Annotated in this window: 21 protein-coding genes; 3 read left to right on the forward strand and 18 right to left on the reverse strand. The window is 42.2% G+C overall.

Features of this window, described 5'->3' with window-relative positions; genetic code table 11:
* The first annotated feature begins 41 nt into the window (after positions 1–41).
* On the forward strand, positions 42–872 hold the full coding sequence (locus tag A3774_RS08875; RefSeq protein ID WP_067866334.1) for an AraC family transcriptional regulator: 831 nt from the start codon (positions 42–44) through the stop codon (positions 870–872).
* Between the two features lie 733 nt (positions 873–1605).
* Here A3774_RS08875 and A3774_RS08880 read toward each other — a convergent pair.
* The 5 genes from A3774_RS08880 to A3774_RS08900 all read right to left on the reverse strand — a co-directional run bounded on the left by A3774_RS08880 (position 1606) and on the right by A3774_RS08900 (position 6349).
* Complete coding sequence (locus tag A3774_RS08880) at positions 1606–2289, reverse strand: LutC/YkgG family protein (protein ID WP_067866336.1); 684 nt, start codon at positions 2287–2289, stop codon at positions 1606–1608.
* Positions 2290–2292: 3 nt separating this feature from the next.
* Positions 2293–3717, reverse strand: coding sequence for a lactate utilization protein B (locus A3774_RS08885; RefSeq protein WP_067866338.1), 1425 nt, complete (start codon positions 3715–3717; stop codon positions 2293–2295).
* Positions 3704–4537, reverse strand: coding sequence for a (Fe-S)-binding protein (locus tag A3774_RS08890; protein ID WP_075107941.1), 834 nt, complete (start codon positions 4535–4537; stop codon positions 3704–3706). The genes A3774_RS08885 and A3774_RS08890 overlap by 14 nt, the downstream gene beginning before the upstream one ends.
* A 310-nt stretch (positions 4538–4847) precedes the next feature.
* Entirely contained in the window at positions 4848–5564 is a 717-nt protein-coding gene (locus A3774_RS08895; protein WP_067866340.1) for a FadR/GntR family transcriptional regulator, read from the reverse strand.
* A 290-nt stretch (positions 5565–5854) separates the two neighbouring features.
* Positions 5855–6349, reverse strand: coding sequence for an SRPBCC family protein (locus tag A3774_RS08900; RefSeq protein WP_067866342.1), 495 nt, complete (start codon positions 6347–6349; stop codon positions 5855–5857).
* Between the two features lie 315 nt (positions 6350–6664).
* Here A3774_RS08900 and A3774_RS08905 point away from each other — a divergent pair, with 315 nt between their 5' ends.
* Positions 6665–6874 carry a hypothetical protein gene (locus A3774_RS08905; RefSeq protein WP_067866344.1) on the forward strand — a complete coding sequence of 70 codons (210 nt, stop codon included), beginning with the start codon at positions 6665–6667 and terminating at the stop codon, positions 6872–6874.
* 36 nt (positions 6875–6910) lie between these two features.
* Here the strand turns inward: A3774_RS08905 and A3774_RS08910 are convergent, their stop codons facing one another.
* From A3774_RS08910 to A3774_RS08960, 11 genes are all read right to left on the reverse strand, one after another.
* Positions 6911–9268 carry a DNA polymerase II gene (locus tag A3774_RS08910; RefSeq protein WP_067866346.1) on the reverse strand — a complete coding sequence of 786 codons (2358 nt, stop codon included), beginning with the start codon at positions 9266–9268 and terminating at the stop codon, positions 6911–6913.
* Positions 9269–9285: 17 nt separating this feature from the next.
* Positions 9286–10290, reverse strand: coding sequence for a diphosphomevalonate decarboxylase (mvaD, locus tag A3774_RS08915; RefSeq protein ID WP_067866349.1), 1005 nt, complete (start codon positions 10288–10290; stop codon positions 9286–9288).
* Positions 10277–11206, reverse strand: a complete 930-nt coding sequence (gene mvk, locus A3774_RS08920; RefSeq protein ID WP_231867964.1) for a mevalonate kinase — start codon at positions 11204–11206, stop codon at positions 10277–10279. Before mvk ends, mvaD begins: the two co-directional genes overlap by 14 nt.
* Positions 11199–12197, reverse strand: a complete 999-nt coding sequence (locus A3774_RS08925) for a mevalonate kinase family protein (RefSeq protein ID WP_067866351.1) — start codon at positions 12195–12197, stop codon at positions 11199–11201. Before A3774_RS08925 ends, mvk begins: the two co-directional genes overlap by 8 nt.
* Positions 12184–13350 (reverse strand): hydroxymethylglutaryl-CoA synthase, encoded by a 1167-nt coding sequence (locus tag A3774_RS08930; protein ID WP_067866353.1) that lies wholly within the window; start codon positions 13348–13350, stop codon positions 12184–12186. Before A3774_RS08930 ends, A3774_RS08925 begins: the two co-directional genes overlap by 14 nt.
* Before the next feature lie 15 nt (positions 13351–13365).
* On the reverse strand, positions 13366–14394 hold the full coding sequence (gene fni, locus A3774_RS08935; protein WP_067866355.1) for a type 2 isopentenyl-diphosphate Delta-isomerase: 1029 nt from the start codon (positions 14392–14394) through the stop codon (positions 13366–13368).
* Positions 14394–15428 (reverse strand): hydroxymethylglutaryl-CoA reductase, encoded by a 1035-nt coding sequence (locus A3774_RS08940; RefSeq protein ID WP_067866357.1) that lies wholly within the window; start codon positions 15426–15428, stop codon positions 14394–14396. Before A3774_RS08940 ends, fni begins: the two co-directional genes overlap by 1 nt.
* A 136-nt stretch (positions 15429–15564) precedes the next feature.
* Positions 15565–16908: a TolC family outer membrane protein gene (locus tag A3774_RS08945; protein ID WP_067866441.1), complete on the reverse strand. Its 1344-nt coding sequence runs from the start codon at positions 16906–16908 to the stop codon at positions 15565–15567.
* Positions 16909–16960: 52 nt separating this feature from the next.
* A complete protein-coding gene (locus tag A3774_RS08950; RefSeq protein WP_067866360.1) occupies positions 16961–17605 on the reverse strand; it encodes a response regulator transcription factor in 645 nt (214 codons plus the stop codon).
* Between the two features lie 467 nt (positions 17606–18072).
* On the reverse strand, positions 18073–19401 hold the full coding sequence (locus tag A3774_RS08955; RefSeq protein ID WP_231867965.1) for an HlyD family type I secretion periplasmic adaptor subunit: 1329 nt from the start codon (positions 19399–19401) through the stop codon (positions 18073–18075).
* The gene (locus A3774_RS08960; protein WP_067866362.1) at positions 19398–21518 is read right to left on the reverse strand and encodes a type I secretion system permease/ATPase; all 2121 of its coding nucleotides are present in this window, start codon (positions 21516–21518) and stop codon (positions 19398–19400) included. The genes A3774_RS08955 and A3774_RS08960 overlap by 4 nt, the downstream gene beginning before the upstream one ends.
* A gap of 92 nt (positions 21519–21610) precedes the next feature.
* Between A3774_RS08960 and A3774_RS08965 the strand changes: the two genes are divergently transcribed.
* Positions 21611–21973 carry a hypothetical protein gene (locus A3774_RS08965; protein ID WP_067866364.1) on the forward strand — a complete coding sequence of 121 codons (363 nt, stop codon included), beginning with the start codon at positions 21611–21613 and terminating at the stop codon, positions 21971–21973.
* A gap of 13 nt (positions 21974–21986) precedes the next feature.
* On the opposite strand, the gene A3774_RS08970 is transcribed toward A3774_RS08965, so the two are convergent.
* Positions 21987–23600, reverse strand: coding sequence for a tetratricopeptide repeat protein (locus A3774_RS08970; RefSeq protein WP_082792399.1), 1614 nt, complete (start codon positions 23598–23600; stop codon positions 21987–21989).
* Between the two features lie 122 nt (positions 23601–23722).
* A complete protein-coding gene (locus tag A3774_RS08975) occupies positions 23723–24949 on the reverse strand; it encodes an argininosuccinate synthase (protein ID WP_067866368.1) in 1227 nt (408 codons plus the stop codon).
* Between the last annotated feature and the right edge of the window lie 83 nt (positions 24950–25032).

Here is a 25032-nt window from a genome sequence, read left to right on the forward strand (position 1 = left end):
TCATCTGCAAAAAAGCGCCAATCGTCCAAAAGGGGGTGTTCATGGATAAATTAAGTCACTTACTGCAAAACTTAGAGATCAATGCGGAAGTTTTTTTTAGTGGCAATTTATGCGGAATTCAACGCTTTGACGATAATGAAGAATCGGGCTTTCTACATTTAGTACAATCGGGATCATTAACGCTCAAGACTGAACAAGAACATAGCCTTAAGATGCATGCAGGTTCAGTGATCTTTTTCCCTAATGGAATCAGCCACCAAATCGAAATAGCTAAATCAGAAGATGCTCAGATGATTTGTGCTGCGATCAAGCTGCCCTCCTCCCAACACAAACAGTTGATTAGTCATCTCCCTAAATTTCTCTATTTTAATAAACTAGAGGAACAAGAAACCACTGACACAGTCGAGAAAATTTTTATGGAAGGCTTTGCTGAAAAACAAGGGCGTAAAATAATGATTGATCGCCTGTGCGATATTTTTATGGTCCAAACATTACGCAAGGTTGTTGAACAAGGGACCATAGAGTTAGGCCTTATTGCAGCGCAATCTCACCCTCAACTTGCCCGTTTGATCGAGGCGATTCAAAAGCAACCTGAACGAGAGTGGAGTCTTGAAGAGATGGCGGAGTCTGCCGCTATGTCTCGCTCAAAGTTTGCCTTAGTGTTTAAAGAAACCGTCGGGCAAGCACCCATGGGTTATGTAACCAGCTTACGCATGGCTATGGCAAAAGGCTTACTGCAACAAAATAAACCCGTAAGCCTCATTGCTAACGAAGTAGGCTATGAAAACTCTTCCTCTTTAGCCAAAGTATTTAAAAAACATTTTGGAATTACGCCAAAAAAATGGCTGCAAGAACATCTAAAGTCGCGCTAACAGCTTAATAAGGAGTGGGGTTGTAACAATTAAATAAAGTGGAGTCCTCTGTAAAAGGAAGGCGTTACACCGTTATCATTAAGTAGGGCTTTAGAGGTCACCCAGCGACCTAAACGCAAAGCGGTATCTTCGGTAAAGGCTGCGTCAACTTATATCTGTCCCTGCTTGGCGTAACCATTACTAACACTAGTTAAGGTGCCAATGCTTTGGTCATCGTCACTATCATCAAGCTTCACGTTAGCAAAAGCTGACGCACCCAATGTAATCATATCTGTTGCGAGGACCCGCGAGTCAATACGCAAGGCTTGCGTTAGGATGTTCGATCCGTGTTCCCATCTTTGAAATCACAATAGAATGTTCTCAGGCTCAGGTCCGCTTCCCGCCGCCACACTGACTGTTGCGAATGAAGTAATGCTTAACATGGCAGCAGCTAGAGGCTAAACCTTTTTTCCGAAATAAGGCATAGTGTCAGAATCCAACGTTATTTATTATGGGTGGGATACTAAATTCTAGTAAAGAACCATTGGTTTATTTCGCTATATTGTAATAATTTGCAGTGCATACCATTCGTATCGCGCACTCAAAAAACACCGTTCAAGCTGTCGACTTATAATACAAATACATAGTCCCCACGTTACTTAACTATAAGTACCCGTGCAAAAAAAAGAGAATCAACATGATTCTCTTTTTTTTAATGCTTAAACAGAATTATCTGTGCTTAAGACTTTTATACCTATTGGTCTTCAATAATGACGATATGTAAAACCTCAGGGCCGTGCGCCCCTTGAATAAGTACACCTTCAATATCCGTAGTCCCACTCACACCAGAAATAAGACACATATTACGTGGCGTTCCCCCCTTTCTAGCTATCTCACCTGCAATTAGAGCATAGTCATCCATATAAGGGAGTATTTTCGATTTCGGGATAACAGCAAGAAGATACAAAGGCAAAAAATTAAGAAGAATAGGCATATCCGGCCCAGAATGAACGACAAACGTACCCGTTTCCGCTATACCATACTCCGCCCAACATAGCCCAACAGTATTATCGTTTTTAATATCGACTTCTGTTGTAATACCCTGCCAATTTAGTGCTTTTAATCGCTCTATCTCCTGAACCTTAAGCTCCGCAGGTAAAGCATATTTAGCTAAAAACTGATTAACAGAATCAGGTAACTGATCAAGGGAAGCAATCTTTTCGCAGCTGGTGCCTATAACTAGACCCGCTTCAATTCTTAGCGTCAATGCTTCAGCTGCATCTTCAGCTAATAGGGCAGGACGTGCAAACTCACTTTCACCTAAAATTTCAAGCGCTTCATTCTGAATGGTATTTACATCCATTGAAGTAGTGGGTGCTGCGGCTTTGATCGCACTAAAGATATTAGCTCGACTCATTTCACTTTTTTGTTTATTCATTATTTACGCACCATCACTTTTGGCTTTTTTCATTGCTTTATATTGCTGCATAAAGGTTTTTGATTCTGGCTCAATCAAATCACGATTACGCGTCCAACCACCTGCTAATGGCATTGATTTAATCCACCCCTGACGACTACATAACCTCATAAAGATCACGCCACAAGAGGAAACCAATTGAAAGAGCTTAGGGCGTTTAGCTAAAGCGGCGAAAGCTTTTACAACAAAACGGTTTGTTAACGGTTCGTACTTCTTATCCCACGACTGGGCGCGTAGCGAACGTAATAATTTAGGGAGAGGAATATTAACCGGACAGACCTCTTCACAACGTCCGTTTAAGGTACAGGCATGGGTCTGTTTATTCGCCACTTCCAGGCTATTTAAATGGGGTGTTAACACTGACCCCATCGGACCTGGGTAAACAGAGCCATAGGCATGACCGCCAATATGTTTATAAACCACGCAATGGTTCATACAAGCGCCACAACGTATACAACGCAGCATCTCTTCCATACCGTCAGCCAACATTTTGGTACGGCCATTATCGACTAAAACTATATGGCACTCTTCAGGCCCATCCGCATCATTCTGGCGCTTAGGTCCGTTATGAAAAGTAATATACTGGGTAATTTCCCCCCCAGTCGCCGAACGGGTCAGCAATCGCAATAAAGGTACCGCATGAGCCATTGATGGTACTAATTTTTCAATACCCGCCGTCACAATATGGACCTTAGGCGGCGTAATCGTTAGCTCCGCATTACCTTCGTTAGTAACGGTACAAGATGAACCGCTATCCGCCAGTAAAAAGTTAGAACCACTGATACCAATATCTGCGGTTAAAAACTTAGTGCGAAGATCTCGACGCGCGCTGCGCACTAGATCAATAATCTCTTCAGAATAAGTAGGGTCTTTATGGTATTCGCGGAAGAGTTTAATAACATCTTCCCGACTACGGTGCATCGCAGGCCAGACAATATGCGAAGGGGGATCACCCGCCAACTGAATAATATGTTCAGCCAGATCCGTTTCAACTCGCTCTATCCCTGAGTTATCTAACGCATGGGACAAACCGATCTCTTCACCTAGCATCGATTTACTACGTGTCACTTTCTTCGCTTCATGCTGACGGCAAATATCTAAAACAATCTTTGACGCTTCTTCTGCGGTACTGGCCCAATGAATGATAGTCCCTTGTGCCAACGCATTTTTCTCGAACTCAGCCAAATAGTGATCCATATACTTAATCGTATGGTCTTTGACTTTCTGCCCCTGTTTACGGGCATTTTCAAACCCTGGGAAGTTAGCAATCGCCTCCGCACGTTTTGCTTCTGCTTTATCGGTCGTGCGCCGAATGATCATTTTCAGATCCGGTTGTGCAAGCGCATCTTTAACGTTCTGGTAGAAATTTTCCGGTTTATTTGCTTGCATTTTCATCTCCCAAAATCTGTGGAGCTAAGCCTGCTAGCACTTCCGCCGTATGTAGCGCTTTTATCTCTTTATGGCCTTCTCGATTCAGCTTTCCCGCCATATTCATTAAGCAACCCATATCACCACCCAGCAAGTAATCCGCTTCAGTCGCTAGAATATTTTCAGTTTTCTCTGCAACAATCTCATTAGAGATATCGGAATACTTCACACAAAATGTTCCACCAAAGCCACAGCATTCAGAGTGGCCATTCAGCGGGTTATGCTCTAAGCCTTTAACATTAGCCAACATCTTTCGAGGCTGCTCATAAACATGGAGCGTTCGATAACCTGAGCAGCTATCGTGGTACGTGTATGATCCTTCAAGCTCAATACCGCTGGATTCAAATTCACAAACATCCACTAAAAATGAAAGCAGCTCATGAGTTATGTCAGCCAAATGCTGTGCTCGTGCAAGCCATTCTGGTTGATCTTTAAAAACCTCAATAAAATTCTTTTTGATCATTGCAGCACATGAGCCTGAAGGCACAACAACATAATCAAAATTCTCAAACTGTTTAATCGTCTGATAGGCTATCTGACGTGTTCCCTCATCATCACCCGAATTAAAAGCAGGCTGACCGCAACATGACTGCTGCTCCGGAACTTCAACGGTACATCCAGCCTCCTCCAGTAATTTTAGAGAAGCAAAACCTACCGATGGTCGCATAGTGTTGACTAAGCAGGTGACAAATAAACCTACTTTCTTTTCAGATATATTCAGGCATTTAATCGTATTGGATTGTGCGCCCTTAACATCGGCATTAATAATTTCTTGAGACATTTACCCGCCCTTGTTAATGAAGGTGACGTTCTTTTTATTGTTATACGAATCAACCAATAAGCAGTTTCAGGCAATGCTTGGCTAATCCACTAATCGGACCAACGTTTCGGGATAAATTATCATCGAATACAGGCCACCATTAAAACTTATGCAAGACACACTAAACTCTATTTCAAAGCAAAAATAGACAGACACGCCAACTGGTCTGACCAGATAAATCAAGAAAGCTAAGATTGATTGAAAAAAACATAATGTGAATAAGTATAGGGCAATAAAACAGTACTGGATGGGAAAAACAGGCACACCTAGATTAACCAGCGCCTTCCAACTGACTACGTGTATAGTTGATATGCTCTGTGGCTATTTTTTTTGCAAGCGGCGCATCTCTATTCATTAGAGCTTGATAGATCTGTGTATGCTGGGCACCAATGCGATCAGGGTATCGCCCAAATTTTTTCAGTGTGAGATCAAGTACGCCATAAATAGCATTAAAATAGCGATCATAAAAAATCTGGCTAAAGGACATTACTAAAACATTATGACTTGCTTCAGCGATCATCATATGGAAACGAAGATCTGCTTTCGCTTTAGCTAAGGTGGTCACGCCACTCGAACGCGCATGTACAATTTGGTATTCCTGCTCTATTTTTTCTAGCTGCTCATCTGTTGCTCTTAAAGCTGCATAAAATGCAGCCTCTCCTTCCAAAGCAGCCCGCATCTCCATCACTTGTAATTGAAACTCCAAGCTATGTCCTAATCCTCCCAACGGCATATCTAAGTGAGGTTCAAGTAAATTGAGACAAACAGATCCTCCACCCGGATAGGTCTTCACCATTCCTTTCAGCTCAAGATCTTGTATTGCCTCTCGCACTGTAGACCTAGAAACTTGATAAGTAGAAGCAAGCTCTCGCTGAGAGGTCAGCTTATGGCCGGGGCAAATATCGCCGTATAAGATATCTTGTTGCAGCTTTAGACTTAACTGCTGACTAAGACCCTTAACATCCGAACCTGTTTTTTTAATAGACATAATAGATGATACGAATAGCCTTCTGGACAGACCCGTTATCAGTTTAACATTTCTCTTAATTTTATCCTGAACTACTTTTTGAATTGAATGCATCCGCTATTTATAAGCTAAGCCTTGAACGGCTTGTAATAATCTAAATGGGAAATAACAAGTCAGTGAATTTTAGGTCATATTCAGGTAAACAGTGTTCGTGTGATCTCGGTGCTTTAGGCTATCTAGCAGATAATAGACATAAAAAAAGAGCGATCCCTTTTTCAGAAATCGCTCTTTTTAAATAGGAAAATGTTTAATTAGTTATAAAGTTTTTCCAGATTTCCTACACCAGCTTGAAGCACACCGCGCATAACATCTTCCGCTTCTTTATCTGATAGGCCCGCAGCATTAAAGCTTGTTTTCCAAGTCATTACAGAGCCGCCTTTGCCATTTGGCTTAACGGTGATTTGCGCTTCATAATCAGAAACAGGCAATGGAGAGTCGGTGATCGCATAGCGATAAGAGTGATTTACATTATCTTCTTCTAGAAGAATTTCAGTAACTTTGCCGCCATCACCTAATGTCAATACACGAGTATCACCTGTGCGATCGCTGGCAACAATACCTGGAAGCCAACGGTTCAGGCTATTAAAATCACCCACTAAAGCCCATACACCAGCAGGCTTAACATTAAGGTTTGCAGTTTCTTCGATATTAATATTACCCGCCGCAAAAGCAGTACTAGACAACATGCCTGATGCTGCAATTAATCCAATTAGAACTTTGCGAGTAACGCTTTGTTTCTGTTTCATTATCCCTGACCCTTTTAATTTTAATTTTTAGTAAAGCAAAATGAAGTTAATTTAAAGCCTAAAAAATCCAGATAAGCATGAACTGTATATTCTGGTTTTTAAATCATTCTTGAGGCTTAGTTCCAAAATAGTGTTTCCTGCCCAAAAAGTCACCCTTTGAATCGATTTCCTAAGGTTTAAACACAGTGAAACCTAAAGCAGCACTCAAGTATCTACACTTTCAGCCGATAATTTTATTACCTCTTTTTAAACAGAAAGAAAAAACTTCGCAGAGGAATGACAACCTAATCCCACGATCAAGGCAAAAGGTTAGAAATGGAAATAAATGAAATCAGTAGCAGTGCAGCGGTCGCTAGTGAGCATACAGTACCCACTAACCACTCGATAAAATCTGCAGAAATGGCTAACAACCAAATTGAGAAAACGGGCGAGCAAGTGATGCAACTGTTAGAAGTCACTGCACCCGGAAAGTTACGTACCGACCCTCTAAGCCCATTAGGTTCACTGCTAGATGTCACCGCATAAAAGCGGGCGAAAGCTGCCTATTTTTCCGCAAAAAGATTAAAACAGTTTAATTTGCGGTGCGACTAAGTCATCAAAATCCTCACCTAAAAACTGCATAATTGCCTCAGCTACCGGCCGAATCTGTTTCTCTAGGTAATGCTGGTAATCCAATGAAGACCTCACAAACTCGACTGGTTCTGGGCCATTAACCGTTATTACATATTCGATGTAACTTCCCGAACGGTACGGACTTGGCTGATCAAGCTGTTCATATTCGCGCTCAGCTTTTAAGCCTGCTTGAACGTGGGGCGGTTTATTTTTGACATATTGATCTAGGCGCTGCCTGATCCGTTTTCGATACACAAGCTTTGCATCAACCTCTCCCTGTTTCAGCTGCTCCACTATATGTTTTAAAAGTGACTTCCACTCCTGCCCTTTAAATACGCGTTCATACAAGTTCTCTTGCAACTCTCTAGCAAGCGGAGTCCAATCTGTTCGTACATTTTCCAACCCTTTAAAAACCATCCGCTCAGAACCATCAGACAGACGCTTTAATCCCGCATAACGCTTCTTTGAACCTTTTTCAGAGTGTCTTATGGTCGGCATTAAAAAGCGGCTATAGTGTGTCTCGTACTCTATCTCCAATTGAGTATCTAACTGAAAGCGCTGCTGTAAGTTTTCTCGCCACCAGCCGTTTAAAAATTCAGCTAACAACTCACCTTTTTTATCTGCATTTTCAGTAGAAAAGTCATCGCCTAACCACACAAAGACAGAGTCGGTGTCGCCATAGATTACTTTGAAACCAAAGTTATCCTCTATGCACTCAGCAGTTTTTGTCAGTATTTCATGTCCTCTCAGTGTAATAGAACTTGATAACCTTTGATCATAAAACCGGCAAACATTTGAACCAAGCACGCCATAAAACGAGTTCATAATTATTTTTATTGCCTGAGAGAGTGCGGCATTTTTCGACCGTTTAGCCTGATCTCTAGCGGCCCACAAGGTTTCAATTAACTCAGGGAGAATCGTCTTGCTACGCGAAAAAATAGCATGATTGAATCCAGGTAATAGATCTTCTGGGAGGCTATCCTCTTTTAGTCCTTCAGCTAAACCATAGGGATCTACTTTAAACGTACGAATAATACTCGGGTATAGGCTTTTAAAATCCAGAACAAGTACATGGCTGTATAGTCCTGGACGGGAATCCATAACATATCCACCAGGTGCACTTAGCCCTGAAACTCCCGATGCGTATTCCGGCGCAACATAGCCTTTGCGATGAAGATGAGGTAAATACTGGTTATCAAAAGCGGCCGCTGAGCCTCCTACTTTATCTAAAGACAATCCAGTCAAACGGGCTCGCTCAATAAGATAATTGATCAGATCTGCTTTCTCAAAAATATCCCAAACCAACTTACAATCTTCGAGGTTATAGCGGGCTAAAGCTTCTTTATCATCACGAAAAAGCCGTTGAATTTCATCCCCTCGAACCTCGACATGGTCAATCAACTTGCCACGATCCAACATCTGACGGGAAACATTTTCTAAGGAGAAGCTTTCAAATTGGTAGGTCGCACCTTTAAGAGTGTCTATACCATCCAACACCATGCGCCCCGCCATACGGATAAATAACTTCCCTTGACCTGACTCATGTAACTGTATTGGCTGCTTATCACGACCTAAACGTAAAGCAATATGCAATGCATCAGCTCTATTTTTAAGGACCCTAAAATCAAAACCAACAACATTCCAACCTATAAAAATATCCGGATCATATCGTTCAACTACATCAATAAAAGCAAGTAAAAGTGATTTTTCACTAGGATAGTATTTTATTTCTGCCTTATCTTCCCCTTCCCCAAGCATTAACACTAAGCGAAAGTCATCTGCATAAAAGGCTGCCGATAATATTTTATCGGCGCGCATAGTGGTTTCTAAGTCGATAGAGAGAATTCGAAAACGAGGGAATACTTCTGCAGGTTTAAGCTTAAATTGGGAGGCGCATTGCGTAATGGCAACACCACCTTGAATAAACCGCTCCATTAAAAAGCGATCAGTAAGGCGAATATCTTCCTCCATCATCACAATGCCTGACAATCGCAAAAGATCCACGATTTGCCGCATGACTTTAAGGCTACGGCAATAGAGGCCGTGCACCCCTTTATAATTAAGGTCAGTTAATTCAAGCTTAACTATTCGCCAACCTGAAAAACGCATTAATATGCGTTCGACCTCTTCAACCTGCTCATCTAAGACAAAGAAAATCGTCTCTTGATTAGGAATCGTAACAGGAAAAACTTGATCTATTGTGCGAACCCAGTAGGTAAGCACAATCCCAGTAGGACTATCCTGTTGCTGACGCGTTAATATAAACCCCGTTGTCGATTCCAACGCTAACAAATCTCGATTAGGCATCAGGGATCACAGATAACTTATCCAAACGGCGCAACAATATCTACGTCCATTAACTCAGGAAAAGCATCTCTTACTTGAGCTTCAGACTCACTATGGAAAATCAACTTTAAGTTGGGACCCGCATCCATAGTTAAGTAAACCTGAACACCCGATGCTCTTAATTCCCATAATCTATGCATTGCTGCAACAGACTCGGGCTGCCAATAAAGTAAGGGCGGCCAAGAACCTATCATAGTGGCATGCATAGATAAGGCATTCTGCTCCGCAGTTTGACCTAATAATTCTAGATCCCGATTCTTAATAGCCTCTTTAATCACCCTCAAATCATTGGCAGCTTGCTTCGGCCATGAGTTATAAAGTGGTGCGGATTCAACTGTGCGCTGCATACCTGAACGGGAATCTATTTTTTTCTCGCCGGTTGCAACTTTTAACAGACCAATCCTAAATCCAGGCCATTGTGCAGCTAAAGGCTCAGCACAACTATCCATACCATCTGTTCGAACACCTAAATGCCACTCAACAAAACCTTGGTAAATGGAACGAGAAGCACTGCCACTCCCCATGCGAGCAAAAGCTGATAGATGTTCTTTCTTCAACCCAAAACGATAAAAGTCATTTACCGCTAAAGTCAAAGCAGCAAAGCCCGATGCAGATGATGCCAAACCTGCCGCTGTAGGAATATTATTTACAGTCCTCACAGTAATAGGCTGATCTAGATCTCGCCGAAACAGCTCAATAAACCTAATCACTTTACTGGCAAACTTACTATCTGGTTCAAGCAACTCATCGTTTAAATAAACCTGATCCTCTCCTGTGTCAGACTCATTTATTGATGTATGACTGCCCAGCTCACCTAACGAAATAGACAAAGATCCATTAATAGGCAGATTAAGCTCTACGTCTCGTTTCCCCCAATATTTGCATAACGCAATATTACTAGGCGCAAATGCCTCAGCTTTTAGCCCTGCCTCTGTTCTTTTCGGCAGGTAATTTGCGATCACATCCTTTTTAGAGATACTCAAGACTCACTCCTTGTTCTGATACTGCAACCTCTATCTGTTCATAAGGCATAGTTACATCTGTCACCTGCCCTAAAGCTAATACGCAATCACCTAAACCAGAACCTGATATTTTAACGCCTTGCACATCTGTACCGGATCGTAATCGATAAACCATATCTGAAATAACGCGATCAGATACGCCTAACGCATCCATTAAGCCTTGATAATGGTTCATCAGACAGCCAAGGTTCTGCCAATCTTGGTCTACAACAGCTTGTTCTGCTTTCAGTGTCACTTGCCCCATTAGCTGATAAATCTGTTGATATATCTCAGGATTAGCACGACTTAATTGCTCAACTTTACATAATACATCTGGGGTTTTTGTCTTATAACCTGCATAAAATAGAGAGATTGCAGGACATGCGGGCAGCTTTTTAATTGAACAAGGGTTAACACTATAAGCGACAATAGAGCCGTATATGCTAGCAACTAAATCTGTACCTGAACCACGTCCATCTTGCACTTTGTGCACGACAGCTAACGCTTTTTCAAATAAGGATTTATTATCTACCTTAAGCTCAGCATAGGCGGACAAAACAGCTACAACACCCGCTGTTACCGCCGCCGAAGAGCCCAATCCCACCTTATGGGAAAACTCTGACTCAATAGTTAACCGGAAGCCATTTGGCAGCTGACTCGCAAACAATTCAATCGCAGCTAACACAAAAGTTAAATTTGGATTAGCGGTAAGCTGAGCTAAATCAGATCGGTAATACGCTAAAGCAGAATCAATTACCACTTCAGGTTCTGACAGAGGCGTTAATTCAACAACAATATATTTATCTACAGCACAGGCCAATGCTCTCTCGCCAAAGAGCACTGAATGTTCACCCATCAGCATAATGCTACCGGGTATTTTTGCACGAATCTTACGCACGATGGGCGCCCCTTAATTGTTGCTGTAAAGGTGTTAACTGAATGCCGAGCTGTGCACTTAAGAGCTCAGTATTTTGTTCAGGAAAATACACTAGCACTTGCCCCGCCCCCTCACCTCGATGAGCTCCTGCACCACAAATTTTAGCTGCGCCGCCTAGCGCTTCAATACGCTCGATTAGCTGCGATACCGATAAAGGTACAACACCAATTTCTTGTAATAAACGATGATTTAATCGAATTGCGGAAAGCATCTCTGTAGGTTGATTGACACTCATCTCAACCCTTTGAGTTACTTCAGAAAATTGATCCCAAAGATGAGACTGATTTGAAAAACGTTCCCGTACTTCCGCAACTGTTTCTCCCGTTGAACAACAAGGCTCTCCCGAGTGAAAATGATACCATCCCTCTCCAAGCTCTACAGATAAAGGCGTTACATGATGATCTTGTACTTTAATTAGCCCGCCATAAGTCACCGCAGCAGCATCTATAGCACTACCTCTACCATGCTGTAAACGCTCACAATATTTTACTTTCTGGAAAAATATCTGCTGGTCAGCAGTCTCTTTTTGCATAGAGGAAGAGGGGTCAAATAGTTGAAGCAAACTCGCTATGACAGCAGCCGATGACCCCATACCTGCACCGCTAGGTATCTCACTATTTATGATTATGTTTCCAGCACGTAATCTATTTGACTGTAACGCCGTATAATAAAGAAGATCATGGGGGGTAGTTAAAATATCTTGAACCGCAAGTTCGCCAGACAAAAAACGCTCAAAACGCTGATCTATATGCTCAACTAAGGTTGCTAGTTGCTCAAAAGTACGTCTATCCTGCCCCAACACAGTGGAAGTAATAGCTAACGTATCGGAATCCGAAGGAGTATAGCTAGCTGTGACAAAATGGTTCACAGCTAGCGCAATGGCAGGCGCCCCATAGACAACTGAATGTTCACCACTCAGTATCAATTTTCCAGGAGCTTTAGCAGATAACATATTCTCGTTTATGACCACTGATTGCAGCTAAACGATAGCGTCCTGTCGTGGACTCAGAAATATCATGATGCCCACCATCTCTGGGGTCAGGATAATGATAGAGCGTGAGATACTCGTCATAGGTTACTTCTCGACGCGCGTCCAACATACTTTTATGTGTCAATGTATGTAGACATTGTTCATAACCTGACACAACAGTGCCCGAGAAAAACTCAGCTACGCACCCTGAACCATAACTAAAAAAGCCAACTTTGTGGCCCGCAAGGTTTTCCTTACAGTTTTCTAGCAGCGAGGTTAGGCCAATATACATTGATGCCGTATAGCTGTTACCAATCACTCGATTGTAGTGCAGCGTATCTTCAACCTGCTGCTCTATTTGGTCTAGTGACAAGCCCGCTTTATTCACTTTAGCTAAATGCTTATGTGCCTTCTCAGCCATTCGACTAAAGGGCAGGTGATAACAAAAGTGAGAAAAGTCATTAAATGCTAACGAACTCACTTCAACAAAATTTTCCCAAGCCTTTTTAAGCGATTTTAAATAAATCTTGGTGGAGTACTTACCATCCACAATAGCTGTAGTACGATAGTTAGGACGCCAAAAATCCATTACATCTTCGGTGTAATTTCCAACTTCAGGGTCAATTTCAACTAACCGAGGGTTCGTTGAGATGAGCATGGCTACAGCACCACAGCCTTGGGTCGCTTCACCTGAAGTATCCAGGTCATAACGGGCAACATCAGACGCGATAACCAGTACTTTTTTATTCGGCTGACGAGCAACTAAAGCGCACGCCATCTGAACCGCAGCGGTTGCGCTGTAGCAAGCCTGCTTTAATTCAACGACACGACAATTTGAATTTAGCCCTAATAAACGATGAACATAAACGCCAGCAGCTTTAGACTGATCGATCCCTGTTTCTGTAGCGAACAACAAGGTACCGATCGTATCTGCACCGACACGATCAATTAATGGATTGGCTGCATTTGCAGCCATAGTCACAACATCTTCATCTGGAGCGGCCATTGACATTTTTTCTTGCCAAATGCCTTGATAATACTTCCCAGACTCAATCTTTTGAACGTCTGCAAGAGTTCTCAGGTCTAAAAAATAATTAGATGTATAGAAACTAATTTCGTCAATACCAACTGACATTATGGGGTCTCGATCCTAACGCGCTTCTAAAATATGGGCTGGGTTATTAAATAAAGCGGCAACATCCCGAGCACCAAGCAGAAACATAGCAGTTCTGAATTCTGTTTTAATTTTTTCTATTTCTGCGACAACCGCTTCGCTTGATTCCATCGCCGGTTTCAGCAATGGAGCGGCCATGCCACATATTGAGGCGCCGAGTATAACAGATTTAACCATATCAATCCCATCCCTTAAGCCACCACTTGAAACTAATGTGGCACGATCGGTATAAGGATTTGCCATTTTCAGCGCCATTGGCGTAGAAATACCCCAGTCTTGAAACTTCAACCCTAAGTCACTACTGTCTTGACGACGATGATGTTCAATGCGACTCCATGAGGTACCACCGCTCCCTGCCACATCAAAGATAGATATACCGGCCTGCAGACCAATCTCAATATCCGCTGGAGACAAACCACTACCCACCTCTTTCAAAAGTACCGGGATATCCAACTTGTTAACTAATTCGGCAATGGCACTACCTAAGTTAGAAAAGTCCGTATCGCCTTCAGGCTGAACCGCTTCTTGTAAAGGGTTCAAATGCAGATAAAGCCCATCAGCCTGCAAGCAATCGATCGCATCTTGGACCTGTTCACCAGACATACCACAATTCAGTTGTACTGCACCAATATTACTAATCAACGGCACATCAGGGGCAAAATCTCGTAATTGGAAACTCGCTCTTGCGGAAGGCGCGGTAAACATCACCCGCTGAGAACCCACAGCCATTGCAACACCGCAGACTTGGGCCGCCTTAGCTAAATTCTGATTCACCTGTTTAACAAGCTGATGATCTCCACCGGTCATTGATGAGATCAACATAGGAAAGCTCAGCTTTTTTCCAAGGAAATCACAGGAGCTATCTACCTTCCCCAACGCTATCTCAGGAAGAGCTCGATGCATCAGTTTGATCTGATCAAAATAATGACCTGAACGATCGGTTAAAGGATCATTCTCAATAGCTCGAATATGCTCAAGTTTACGGTCATTGGTTAGATCCGTCATTATCGCTCCAACTTAAGATGCGCTTCCATAAGCTCACCTGGATTTGTCTGTGCCGCCAATAAAGAAAGCTCACCACACAACACCGTCGCGGCACAAATAGCCGCTAAACGACGCGCATTTTCACCTGGCGCCCTGTCTTCTTTACAGCCCAGCATCGCAAGATTATCTTCTACAAAATCAATCCCTTTACCATTCCCCACAGAACCCATTATTAGATTAGGTAAAGTACAGGAAAAATAAAGATCATCCCCCCTCACCTCTGCATGCACTATCCCTTGAGAGCCTTCAATAATATTCGCGGCATCCTGACCTGTTGCCAAATAGAATGCTAATAGCATATTAGCAAAATGGGCATTAGCACTCCGCAAACCACCGGCCACCATAGTACCTATTAGGTTTTTCTTAATATTAAGATCAACCACTTTCTCAGGTGTCGTCTTTAAGCGCCGTTCACAGAGCTCACGTGAGATTAGAATTTCACATACAACATACTTGCCTCGGCCAAGAATACCATTCACCGCAGTTGCTTTTTTATCTGAGCAATAGTTACCCGATATGGATGAATACCGTAGCTGGGGATATTCATTGAGTATCCAAGGAATAATCTTATCCGCTGCATTAGTTACCATATTATGGCCCGACGCATCCCCAGTGGTAAACTCTAACCGCAGGTAGATCATATTCGCCACAATCTGGCTATTCATATCTATCAGCTTTGCAAAACGACTGCTGGTTGCCACCACAGCGTTAATATCATCCATTCTAGCCTTAATTGAGCTCAACGCTTTTAATGCTTCACAGGCATCATCCGCTTCCAAGAGAATTGAGCGACTCATACGCTCATCAATTACCGTTGTTTTAATTCCCTCAGTTAATACAGAGATCCGCGCTCCTCGACCCACAGAAGGCCAAAGCGGTGTTTCATAGGTCGCCAACGGCACCGATATTTTTTCATCCAATACAGGGCCACTAATCTTAATAGGGCCAACAGTTCGCATTGGGATTGGGGCTTGGCTAATTTTATGAGCTTTCATTTTGGCACTTCACATAAAGAAAAAAGGGCTGCCAATGGCAACCCTTTTTCAAACAATAAGGTTAGGGAGTGATTGTAATGAACTTCACACACCTTTTTCAATAATAGAACAATTCTATTAGCCTTTATTTATTCATTTATTTAGCGTCAGCTAACTGATCTTTTGGTTCTACATCACCCAAATTAGGTTCGGGTAACGAAAGATTAAAGCTATCCAATAGCGTACCCATACCATTAACGACACGATACTTAGCTACTAATTGATCATGCAACGCATTAGTAAGATCGTTTTTCGATGAAAACACCTCATTTTCAGTATCCAATAGATCCAATAATGAACGCTGACCAATATTGAACTGCTTTAGATATGAATTACGCGTCTCTTGGCTTGAGGTAACATGCTGTTCTAAATAAGGAACTTGGCGACTTAAAATAGAAAAAGCATTCCACGACAACTCAACACTCTGCATAACCTCACGGTGAGCATTACTCTGAACTGCTTTTGCTTCCTCAATCTGGTGCTGGGTTTGACGCACTTTCGCCTGATCAGCGCCACCATTGTATAAATTATAACTCATACGAATCATAGCGGTTAGGTCTTCATTCATACCATCAACGCCATCTAAATCATTATTCCATGTACGGTCTACTTCAAAATCAACGCGAGGATAATAATTACGTTTGGCTGCATTATACTGAGCGACGGCGGCCATCGTGTCAGCTTCAGCCACTTGAAGTGTCGGATGATTACTCATCGCCATCTCGGTAGCTTCTACAACAGTTTCAGGAATAGTTATATTCGCCGCTTCAGGGTAAATAATCTCTTCAGGAGCCGCAACGCCTACCACCCGCTGAAAGTTAGCCTTGGCATCCAATAAGTTGTTTTCAGCTGCCAATACGTTAACTTCAGCTAAAGCTAGACGACCTTCAGCCTGCTGAATAGAAGCTAACGCACCTAAACCAGACTCGGAACGGCGCTTAATTCGATCGTAAATTTTAACGTGATTAAATAAGGTTTCTTTAGCTTGTTGAAAAAGAACATTGCGACGATTCAATTCAATATAAGCGCGAGTGGCATCTAACGCATAAGATTCAGCTGTTTCAATCAGGCGTTTATCAGCCGACAACGCGCGAGCTTTTTGACGATTAACTTCGCTTTCCGTAGCAAAACCATCAAAAAGCATTTGACGGATGCTTAGAGCGCCCTCGCCCCTTTTTAATTCAACATCGTCCAAACCGTTAGCACCGGTAGTCGTGTTATTTGTCCATTCGTAACCATAACCAGCTGACACATCGACAGTAGGCAGATAGCCTCCTTTGGCTTGCCTAACTTCTTGGTACACCGAATTACGATAATTAATTGCTTGTTTTACACTGGGGTTGAGTGATAACCCCTGTGTAACGACCTCCTCCAAAGAGGCTGAATAGGAAACCGCACTCACTGTTCCTATAAGCACACCAGCAACTATTGACCTAAACATAAATCTTCCGCCTTCATTTAATAAATAGTTTGTAGCCACCACCGCATTACTGCTAAACCGCCATAGAAGGCGATTTACTGGCCAATAAGACCAGCGAAACTCTGTCTGAAACCCCTGTTTTCTGAAAAATAGAACTCAGGTGGGCTTTAACTGTTCGTTCAGTAATGTCAAGCTCGCGGGCAATTTCCTTATTACTAGCACCCGTCACTAAGACTGACAGTACCTCTTGCTCACGACTACTTAATCCTTCAAAACAATCTACAGACTCTGCGGTGTCCACTTTACTATTTGATGCAGGCAAATTACGTAATAGCCGCCGAAGCAACTTTTGTAATAATTCGGGGCCAGCCCAAATATCACCACGGAGTACAGTCTTCACCACTTCTAAAAGCAGTGAACCTGTTACATACGTGTTGGTATAACCATTTGCACCCAACTGCAACACTTCAACACCCTCTTCTTCATTAGGCGTATCCGTACATACAATTAAAATACTTTTAGGATTATTTTTTTTATAACTAAATACAAGCTGACTTTCAATGTCATTAACTGAGCTTAAATGCATCAGTAAAAGACCACCATTTGCCAACTTAGCTGCTACTTCATTTGCGCCAACCGTCTCAGGACTCCAATCACCTAATAGGTGATACCAACGTTCCAGAACCTTCGGTCGGTTACTAATGAAGAATAACTGCATAATTACTAGAATCCATCGCTCCAATTATAAACTTAAGAAATGATAACAAGTACATTACAACGAAATAAAGACAAATAACCATAACTTTATTATTGTTATTACGACTATCCTTTTTATAACTGAACATAAGCTGACTGAATCCATAATCAGGCGCTTAACCAGTTGTTTTTACTACTCTATCCACATTAGCCACCCCAGTATTTTATAATAATATCGATACAGAGTGGCATCAGCCTATTTAACCGGTTTTGTTAAATCACACCCAATAAACATGCTTTATAATTTTTTAGACTGACGCTCGGATTTACCTTCAGGTATTTAGGCTCGCTCTATAGCTAAAGAACTAATTACCACAACGCCCACCCTCCTCATAACAAAAAAACATGCATGATGTAATCCTTAGACTATAATTTAAATACACGTTTTCTTTTAAACTCAACCCTTTGTTTCCATTAGAGAAATCTTAATCAACGTTCAGTTAATGCTTTTTCTTTAGCTTTTAATACCGGCTTTAATAAATAATCCATTACCGTTTTCTTTCCTGTCAGGATATCAACTCCTACTGTCATGCCTGCAATCAGTGGTAATTCAGTTGAAGCCGTGCCTATATAAGGCTGATCTGTTTGTAAACGAACGAGATAATAACTCTCCCCCTCCTCATCTAGAATAGTACTAGGGCTGACAAAAACCACCTCCGCACCTACGCCACCATAAATCGAGAAATCATAAGCGGTTACTTTAATAACGGCTTTTTGCCCTTGTGCTATATTGGCAATATCCGAGGGCCTGATTCTCGCCTCAACAAGCAATGTGTCTTCCCATGGAATAATATTTAATAACTCATCACCCGGCTGAACAACACCGTCAATAGTGTTAACCAATAACTGCTTAATTGTCCCTTTCACGGGAGCTTTTACTTCAGCCTTTGCGATACGATCATTCATACCGGCCAAGGCTTGAGTGATTCGAGATATTTCCGCACTAACTTCATTCAGCTCTTTTTGAGCCTCATTACGATACTGAAGCTCAAACTCTCCTAATTTTTGCTTGGTTTCTTTTAAGGTTGATTCAATACGAGGAATATTTAACCGAACACCTGATAACTCCCCTCGTAGATCATTTAATTGACGCTTCAAACGCAAAAATTCTACTTCGGAAATAACCCCCTCTTTCAATAAAGGACGAGTTATATCAAGTTCACGCTTTAATAAACTATAACTCCGAGCAAGTTGCCCCTCCTGAGATTTAGCAGCCTTTAACTCTTGGCCTCGCTGAGCAATTTGCTGCTTTAGCCCTTCCACACCAGCTTGCATTTCAGCCTTACGGGTGGAATAAAGGTATTTTTCTTGCTCAACCATCGATTGATACTTGCCCGGAAAGTCACTAGGACTTACAAACTCCACATTATCTGCTTCCGCTTTCAAGCGTGCTGCTTTTGCAATAAGCTCATACTGACGAACTAAATTTTCCTCTAACGAACTAGAGAAACGGACATCATCAATACGCAAAAGCACTTGCCCTTTTTCAACAATCCCCCCTTCTTTAACCAAAATTTCTGATACGGCTCCCCCTTCCAACGTTTTTATAATTTGGAGTTGGCTTGAAGGTATAATCTCTCCATCACCTCGAGTAATTTCATCGAGCTCAGCCCACATTGCCCAACCTATAGCGATAATAACGAAAAGAACCATTGCCCATAGTAGAATACTAGCGCCTCTTGGTGCTTGCTCCACAATCGCTTCGCTCACACTAGACATATACGAAAGATCTTTTTTATTGTGATTCATAGTACTCATTTCTGCACCTGAAGACGCCCTTGCTTCAAGGCATCTAAAACAACATCTTTAGGGCCGTCAGCAACAACTCTGCCCGAGTCCATAACTATGATTCGATCAACTAAAGAAAGTAATGACATTTTATGCGTAACCACTAACATCGTTTTATCTGCAGTGTATTTTTTCAACATAGATTTAATATGCTCTTCTGAAGCATTATCCATCGATGCCGTAGGCTCATCTAAAATCAAAACATTAGGGTCATGCACTAAAGACCTCGCTACGGCGACGGCCTGACGCTGCCCTCCCGAAAGAGATGCGCCACGCTCACCAACCGACATATCAAAGCCTTGCGGATGTCTATTCACCATATCCGATACGCCTGATAGATTAGCTACCTCTACCAGCCTAGAGTCTTCAGTCTGAGGGGAACCAATCACAATATTGTCACGTACACTCCCTGCAAATAACATAATATCTTGTGGCATATAACCAAAATTCCGACGCAGATCAACAGGATCGATTTGATTAATATCTAAGCCATCAATACGGACGGAACCCTCTGTCACATCATATAAGCCAAGGACTAATTTCTCGATACTAGACTTACCCGACCCTATACGCCCAATCAGTGCAACCTTTTCACCCGCTTTAACATTAAAAGACACATTATCCAGAGCCTTTTGCTGCTCACCCGGATAGGCAAAACTTACATTTTTAAACTCAATTGCACCTTTTAATTCATCACGATAAACAAACTGCTGGTTTTCTGAACGCTCAGATGGCATTTCCATAATTTCATTCAAGCCTTTTAACGCCGTTGAAGCTTGATGGTAAGAGATCACTAAATTGGCCACTTGGCTCATAGGCGCAATAGCCCGACCTGATAACATAACGCAGGCAACTAAAGCCCCCATCGTAATCTCTCGTTCACTAATCAGATAGACACCGGTAATGATAATACCTACCGATGTCAGCTGCTGAGCAAAGGATGCAAAATTGACGACCAATGCCGACAACATCCGCGACTTCAAACTCCATTTAGCGATATAACCTACAGCTTGCTCCCAGCTCAATTGCATCGACGAGCTGGCGCGCTGGGTCTTTACCGTTTCCATCGCGGTTAAGCTTTCAATCAGCGTAGAATTCTTTTGTGAATTAGATGCAAATGTTTTTTCTACAGTCTCTCTAAGGTAAGGACGCACAATAAACGAAAACAAAATAATCAAAGGAATTATTGCCAATGGAACAATGACTAATGGGCCACCAATAAAGCCAATAACAACTAAAAACAAAATAGCGAACGGCAGATCAATAAAAGCCACATTAGTCGTAGAACTTAAAAAGGTCTTAATACTATCAAACTCTCTTAAGTTACTCGCAAAAGAGCCTACCGAAGCAGGTAATGCACTATATTTTAACGACAGAACCTTCTCAAACAGGATGGCTGATAATATGACATCACCTTTTTTACCTGCTATTTCAATAAAGTAGGAACGTAGCATCTTCAAACCAAAATCAAACAAATAGACAATGAAGACACCTATAGCCAACACCCATAATGTTTCAATCGCATTGTTAGGTACAACACGATCATAAACATTCATAACAAACAGGGGATTGGCAATAACAAATAGATTAATAAGAAAAGAGGCAATAAGAACATCACGATATATAGCAGATGAGCGCTTGATTGTTCCCCAAAACCAATGGCCTTTATGCCCCTCTAGCAGCTTTGACACTTGCTCCTGAAAGCGATATTCCAAACGAACAAAAACAGCATAACCAAGGTAACTATTTCTTAGCTGCTCAATATCTACCTTATGTTCACCGCCACTCTCAGGCTGCACAATAAGCGCTTGTCCAGTTTCTTGATCAATCTCCTGTAAAACACAGGCGTTATCACCTTCTAATAACAAAACGGCAGGAAGAACCATTGGGGAGATATCATCGAGTGAACGTTTCAACACTTGAGCAGCAAAACCGGCTCGTTTGGCCGCCCGCACAAAGAGTTTGGGCGTTAACTTATTATTAACTAGAGGGAGGCCCTCACAGAGCACTTCAGGCGTGGAAGGCTTATGATTTTGCTTACTTAGATGAACTAGACAACCGAGCAAAGGATCCTGAACAGCTTTCATTTACCTTGACCTTAACCTTATATGAGAGAGATACTCAAAAAAAAAGCGCATGACAACCACGCTTTAAAACCCAACCAATGTAGCAAATCAATATGTTATACGCCATACGCAATGAAGAAGGACGCATTATCAGCCTTTCTGAAACCTTTCAAACAGGAGCAGAAGCGGTCGATATAAAAAACAAAGAGGTTCTAGCATTCCTCTCGATCAATGATAACGAATTTTCTGCGGAAGAATTCTTAGAGCAATCCGATGCGGCAGTATCTCGTATCTTCGAAGATCTAATTGATGTGCTTGTCGATAAAAACATCATTATGTTTACCGACCTCCCTCCTATGGCGCAGAAAAAGCTCTTAAGCCGAAAACTCGCTCGAAACCTTAATAGACAAGAAAGCGATTCGGAGACCCAAACATCAACATCATTTTTAATTGTAGATGACGATGAAACCATTTAACGTTTAGCCTTGATCAAAGCTCCTGACTCAGAGGGTCGTTACGAGGCATCTCTTCGGGCTGAACCAGCAAATTATATTGCTCCACAAAGCGCTTAAACAGAACCTTATAACGCTGCTGTTGTTTCGTGGGCAGCGCGCCAAAATTAACCGTTGAAAGTACATCGCGCACAGAAAGCAAAATCCAAATAGCACTCTCGCCTCTTTTCGCTTTTTCAATACCCGCTTGCACAAGGTTAAGTGCTATACCTGTATGACTAGGGAGCAGCTCATGGGCACGGCCGAACATTTGGAATGCCCTATCTAAATCTCCACTTCTAAAACTCGTCATTGCGGCATAATTAGCTTTACCCCACTCCATTTCAATCATTTTTCTAGTCAATTCTTTACGACGCTTTTTCACCTCGTCATCAAAACCTGTATCACTAGCGGTATCAACCATGACATCTAGCCACTTGCACTGACTATCTAAATCCATTCTTAAATAGAAATTCCACGTTTGTTGCAACATCTGCTGTAAACGAGAAGCATCAGACTCCATTCGGAAAAAATCACAGTTAATCAATTTTGCTCGAAACATTACCTCTTGATTATCAGGGTGGTCCAGCACAACATCCTCAAGGATTCTTATAACATCATCTTCTATCTCAGCTAAGCGCTGAGTATTTGCTTGAATAAGTGCCCGAACAAGCCCAAAGTAATATTTAGGCGACTGAAAAATTGAATAACGGGCATAACGTACCGCTTGCTGGTATGCCCCTTTAGCTATCTCCCACTCCTCAGTCTGACTAGCAAGTTCAGCTAGCTCCCCTTGCAACGAAGGCACAGTCGGTTGCAGCATCACTGCTTTTCGCATCAACGCGACAGCCAATTCAAGCTCCCCCCTAATCTGATGGGTTCGAGCTAACCATGTATAAGCCTCGACGCAAATATACTGCTGATTCACCACATTATTTAACGATGATAATGCATCTGAATATTCACCTAAATTAAAATAAGCAATCCCTTTCCCAACCTCAGCCCAAGGTAATGACCGCTTCTCAGTCAACATCAAAAACAGTGCCTTTGCTTGACTAAAACGTCGCATACGAATCAGAGCAATTCCCGTAATACGCTGTAGCACAACATTTAAACCAGGGTAGTGTTTTGCCAGTATTTCAGATTTTTCTATCACCTCATCAAAATGCTCCTCATCCAACAATTGCTCTATTGGTTTAATGGCATCTTTTATTCGTAATAACTTTTCTAAACGTTGACGTATCTTAGCCTGATCAAAAGGTTTAGAAAGGTAGGTATCTGGAGAGTTTTCTAAAGAACCAAAGAGAAGCTCTGCGTCTTTAGGATCAACAATAAGGAAGTACGCACTCGATGATGGGAAAATATATTCAGCATTGGCCTCATGTAACAACTGAAGACCATTTTTTTCGCCTTTCCCCATATCGTAGGCAGCAAAACAGAGGTCATAGGAAAACTCCCTCATTAAACTAAGCGCCATATTCACCGACGAAGCTACCTGAATCTGTCCCACACCTATACGACTCAGGATTTGTCGCAGCGTCCCAAGGTCTTCAAGCTTACTGTCTACAATGAGAGCCGACTTTCCTGAGTAATTAATTTCCATAGGCGTCATAAAGATTACGTATCAGCAAAAGTAGCATATAAATCAGGATATTATCAAAGTTTAAGCGACTCTCTGGACAATAAAAAACCCCGCAGGACTAGTACGGGGTTTTTAAAAGGGTAAGTAACAACTTAATCTTCTAAAAGATTACGTCCTTTACTCGCTGCAATACGCATACGTAGTGCATTCAGTTTAATAAAGCCTGCCGCATCTTTCTGATCGTAAGAGCCTGCATCGTCTTCAAATGTTGCTATACTTTCATCAAAAAGACTGTCATCAGAACGACGACCAACGACCTCAACAGCTCCCTTGTAAAGTTTAACGCGTACATCACCGTTAACGACACGCTGAGAGTAATCAATAAGCTGCTGCATCATTTTACGCTCTTCTGACCACCAGAAGCCGTTATAAATAGTTTTAGCATACTTAGGCATCAATTCATCTTTAAGATGAGCCGCTTCACGATCCAAAGTAATAGACTCAATCGCACGATGCGCTTTCATCATGATGGTACCGCCCGGCGTTTCATAACAGCCGCGAGATTTCATGCCAACAAAACGGTTTTCAACAATATCTAAACGCCCAACACCATTCTCGCCACCTACTTTGTTCAGGTATTCAAGAACCGTAGCTGGACTCATTGCCTCACCGTTAATGGCAACAATATCACCTTTCTCATAGGTCAACTCAAGGTAAGTCGCCTGATCTGGAGCATTCTCAGGAGATACAGACCAACGCCACATCTCTTCTTCAGCTTCAGCCCAAGGGTCTTCTAAGATACCACCTTCATAAGAGATATGAAGAAGGTTAGCATCCATAGAGTAAGGGGACTTTTTCTTGCTTTTCGCGTAATCAACTTCAATATTGTGCGTTTCACAATAATTCATCAAAGATTCACGGGAATTCAAATCCCATTCACGCCAAGGGGCAATCACATGAACGCCAGGTTTAAGCGCATAAGCACCTAACTCAAAACGAACCTGATCGTTACCTTTACCTGTAGCACCATGAGAGATAGCATCTGCACCCGTTTCATTCGCAATTTCAATCAAACGTTTTGCGATTAACGGACGTGCTATAGACGTACCTAATAAGTACTCGCCCTCATAAATCGTATTAGCACGGAACATAGGGAATACAAAATCACGTACAAACTCTTCACGCAGATCTTCAATATAGATCTCTTTAACACCTAGCGCTTCGGCTTTAGCACGTGCAGGCTCAACCTCTTCACCCTGACCTAAATCAGCAGTAAAGGTAACAACTTCTGCGTTGTACTCATCTTGTAACCAACGAACAATTACGGACGTGTCTAATCCACCGGAATAGGCCAGAACGACCTTTTTGATCTCGGACATTCTCAAGCTCCAACTTGCGAACAGTTTCAGCCGAGAAGTCGACTGAAAGGGATGATTCAAATTTAGCGCGCTAGTATAGCAGA

It is taken from the genome of Neptuniibacter marinus (genome assembly GCF_001597725.1).
Classification (GTDB): Bacteria; Pseudomonadota; Gammaproteobacteria; order Pseudomonadales; family Balneatricaceae; genus Neptuniibacter; species Neptuniibacter marinus.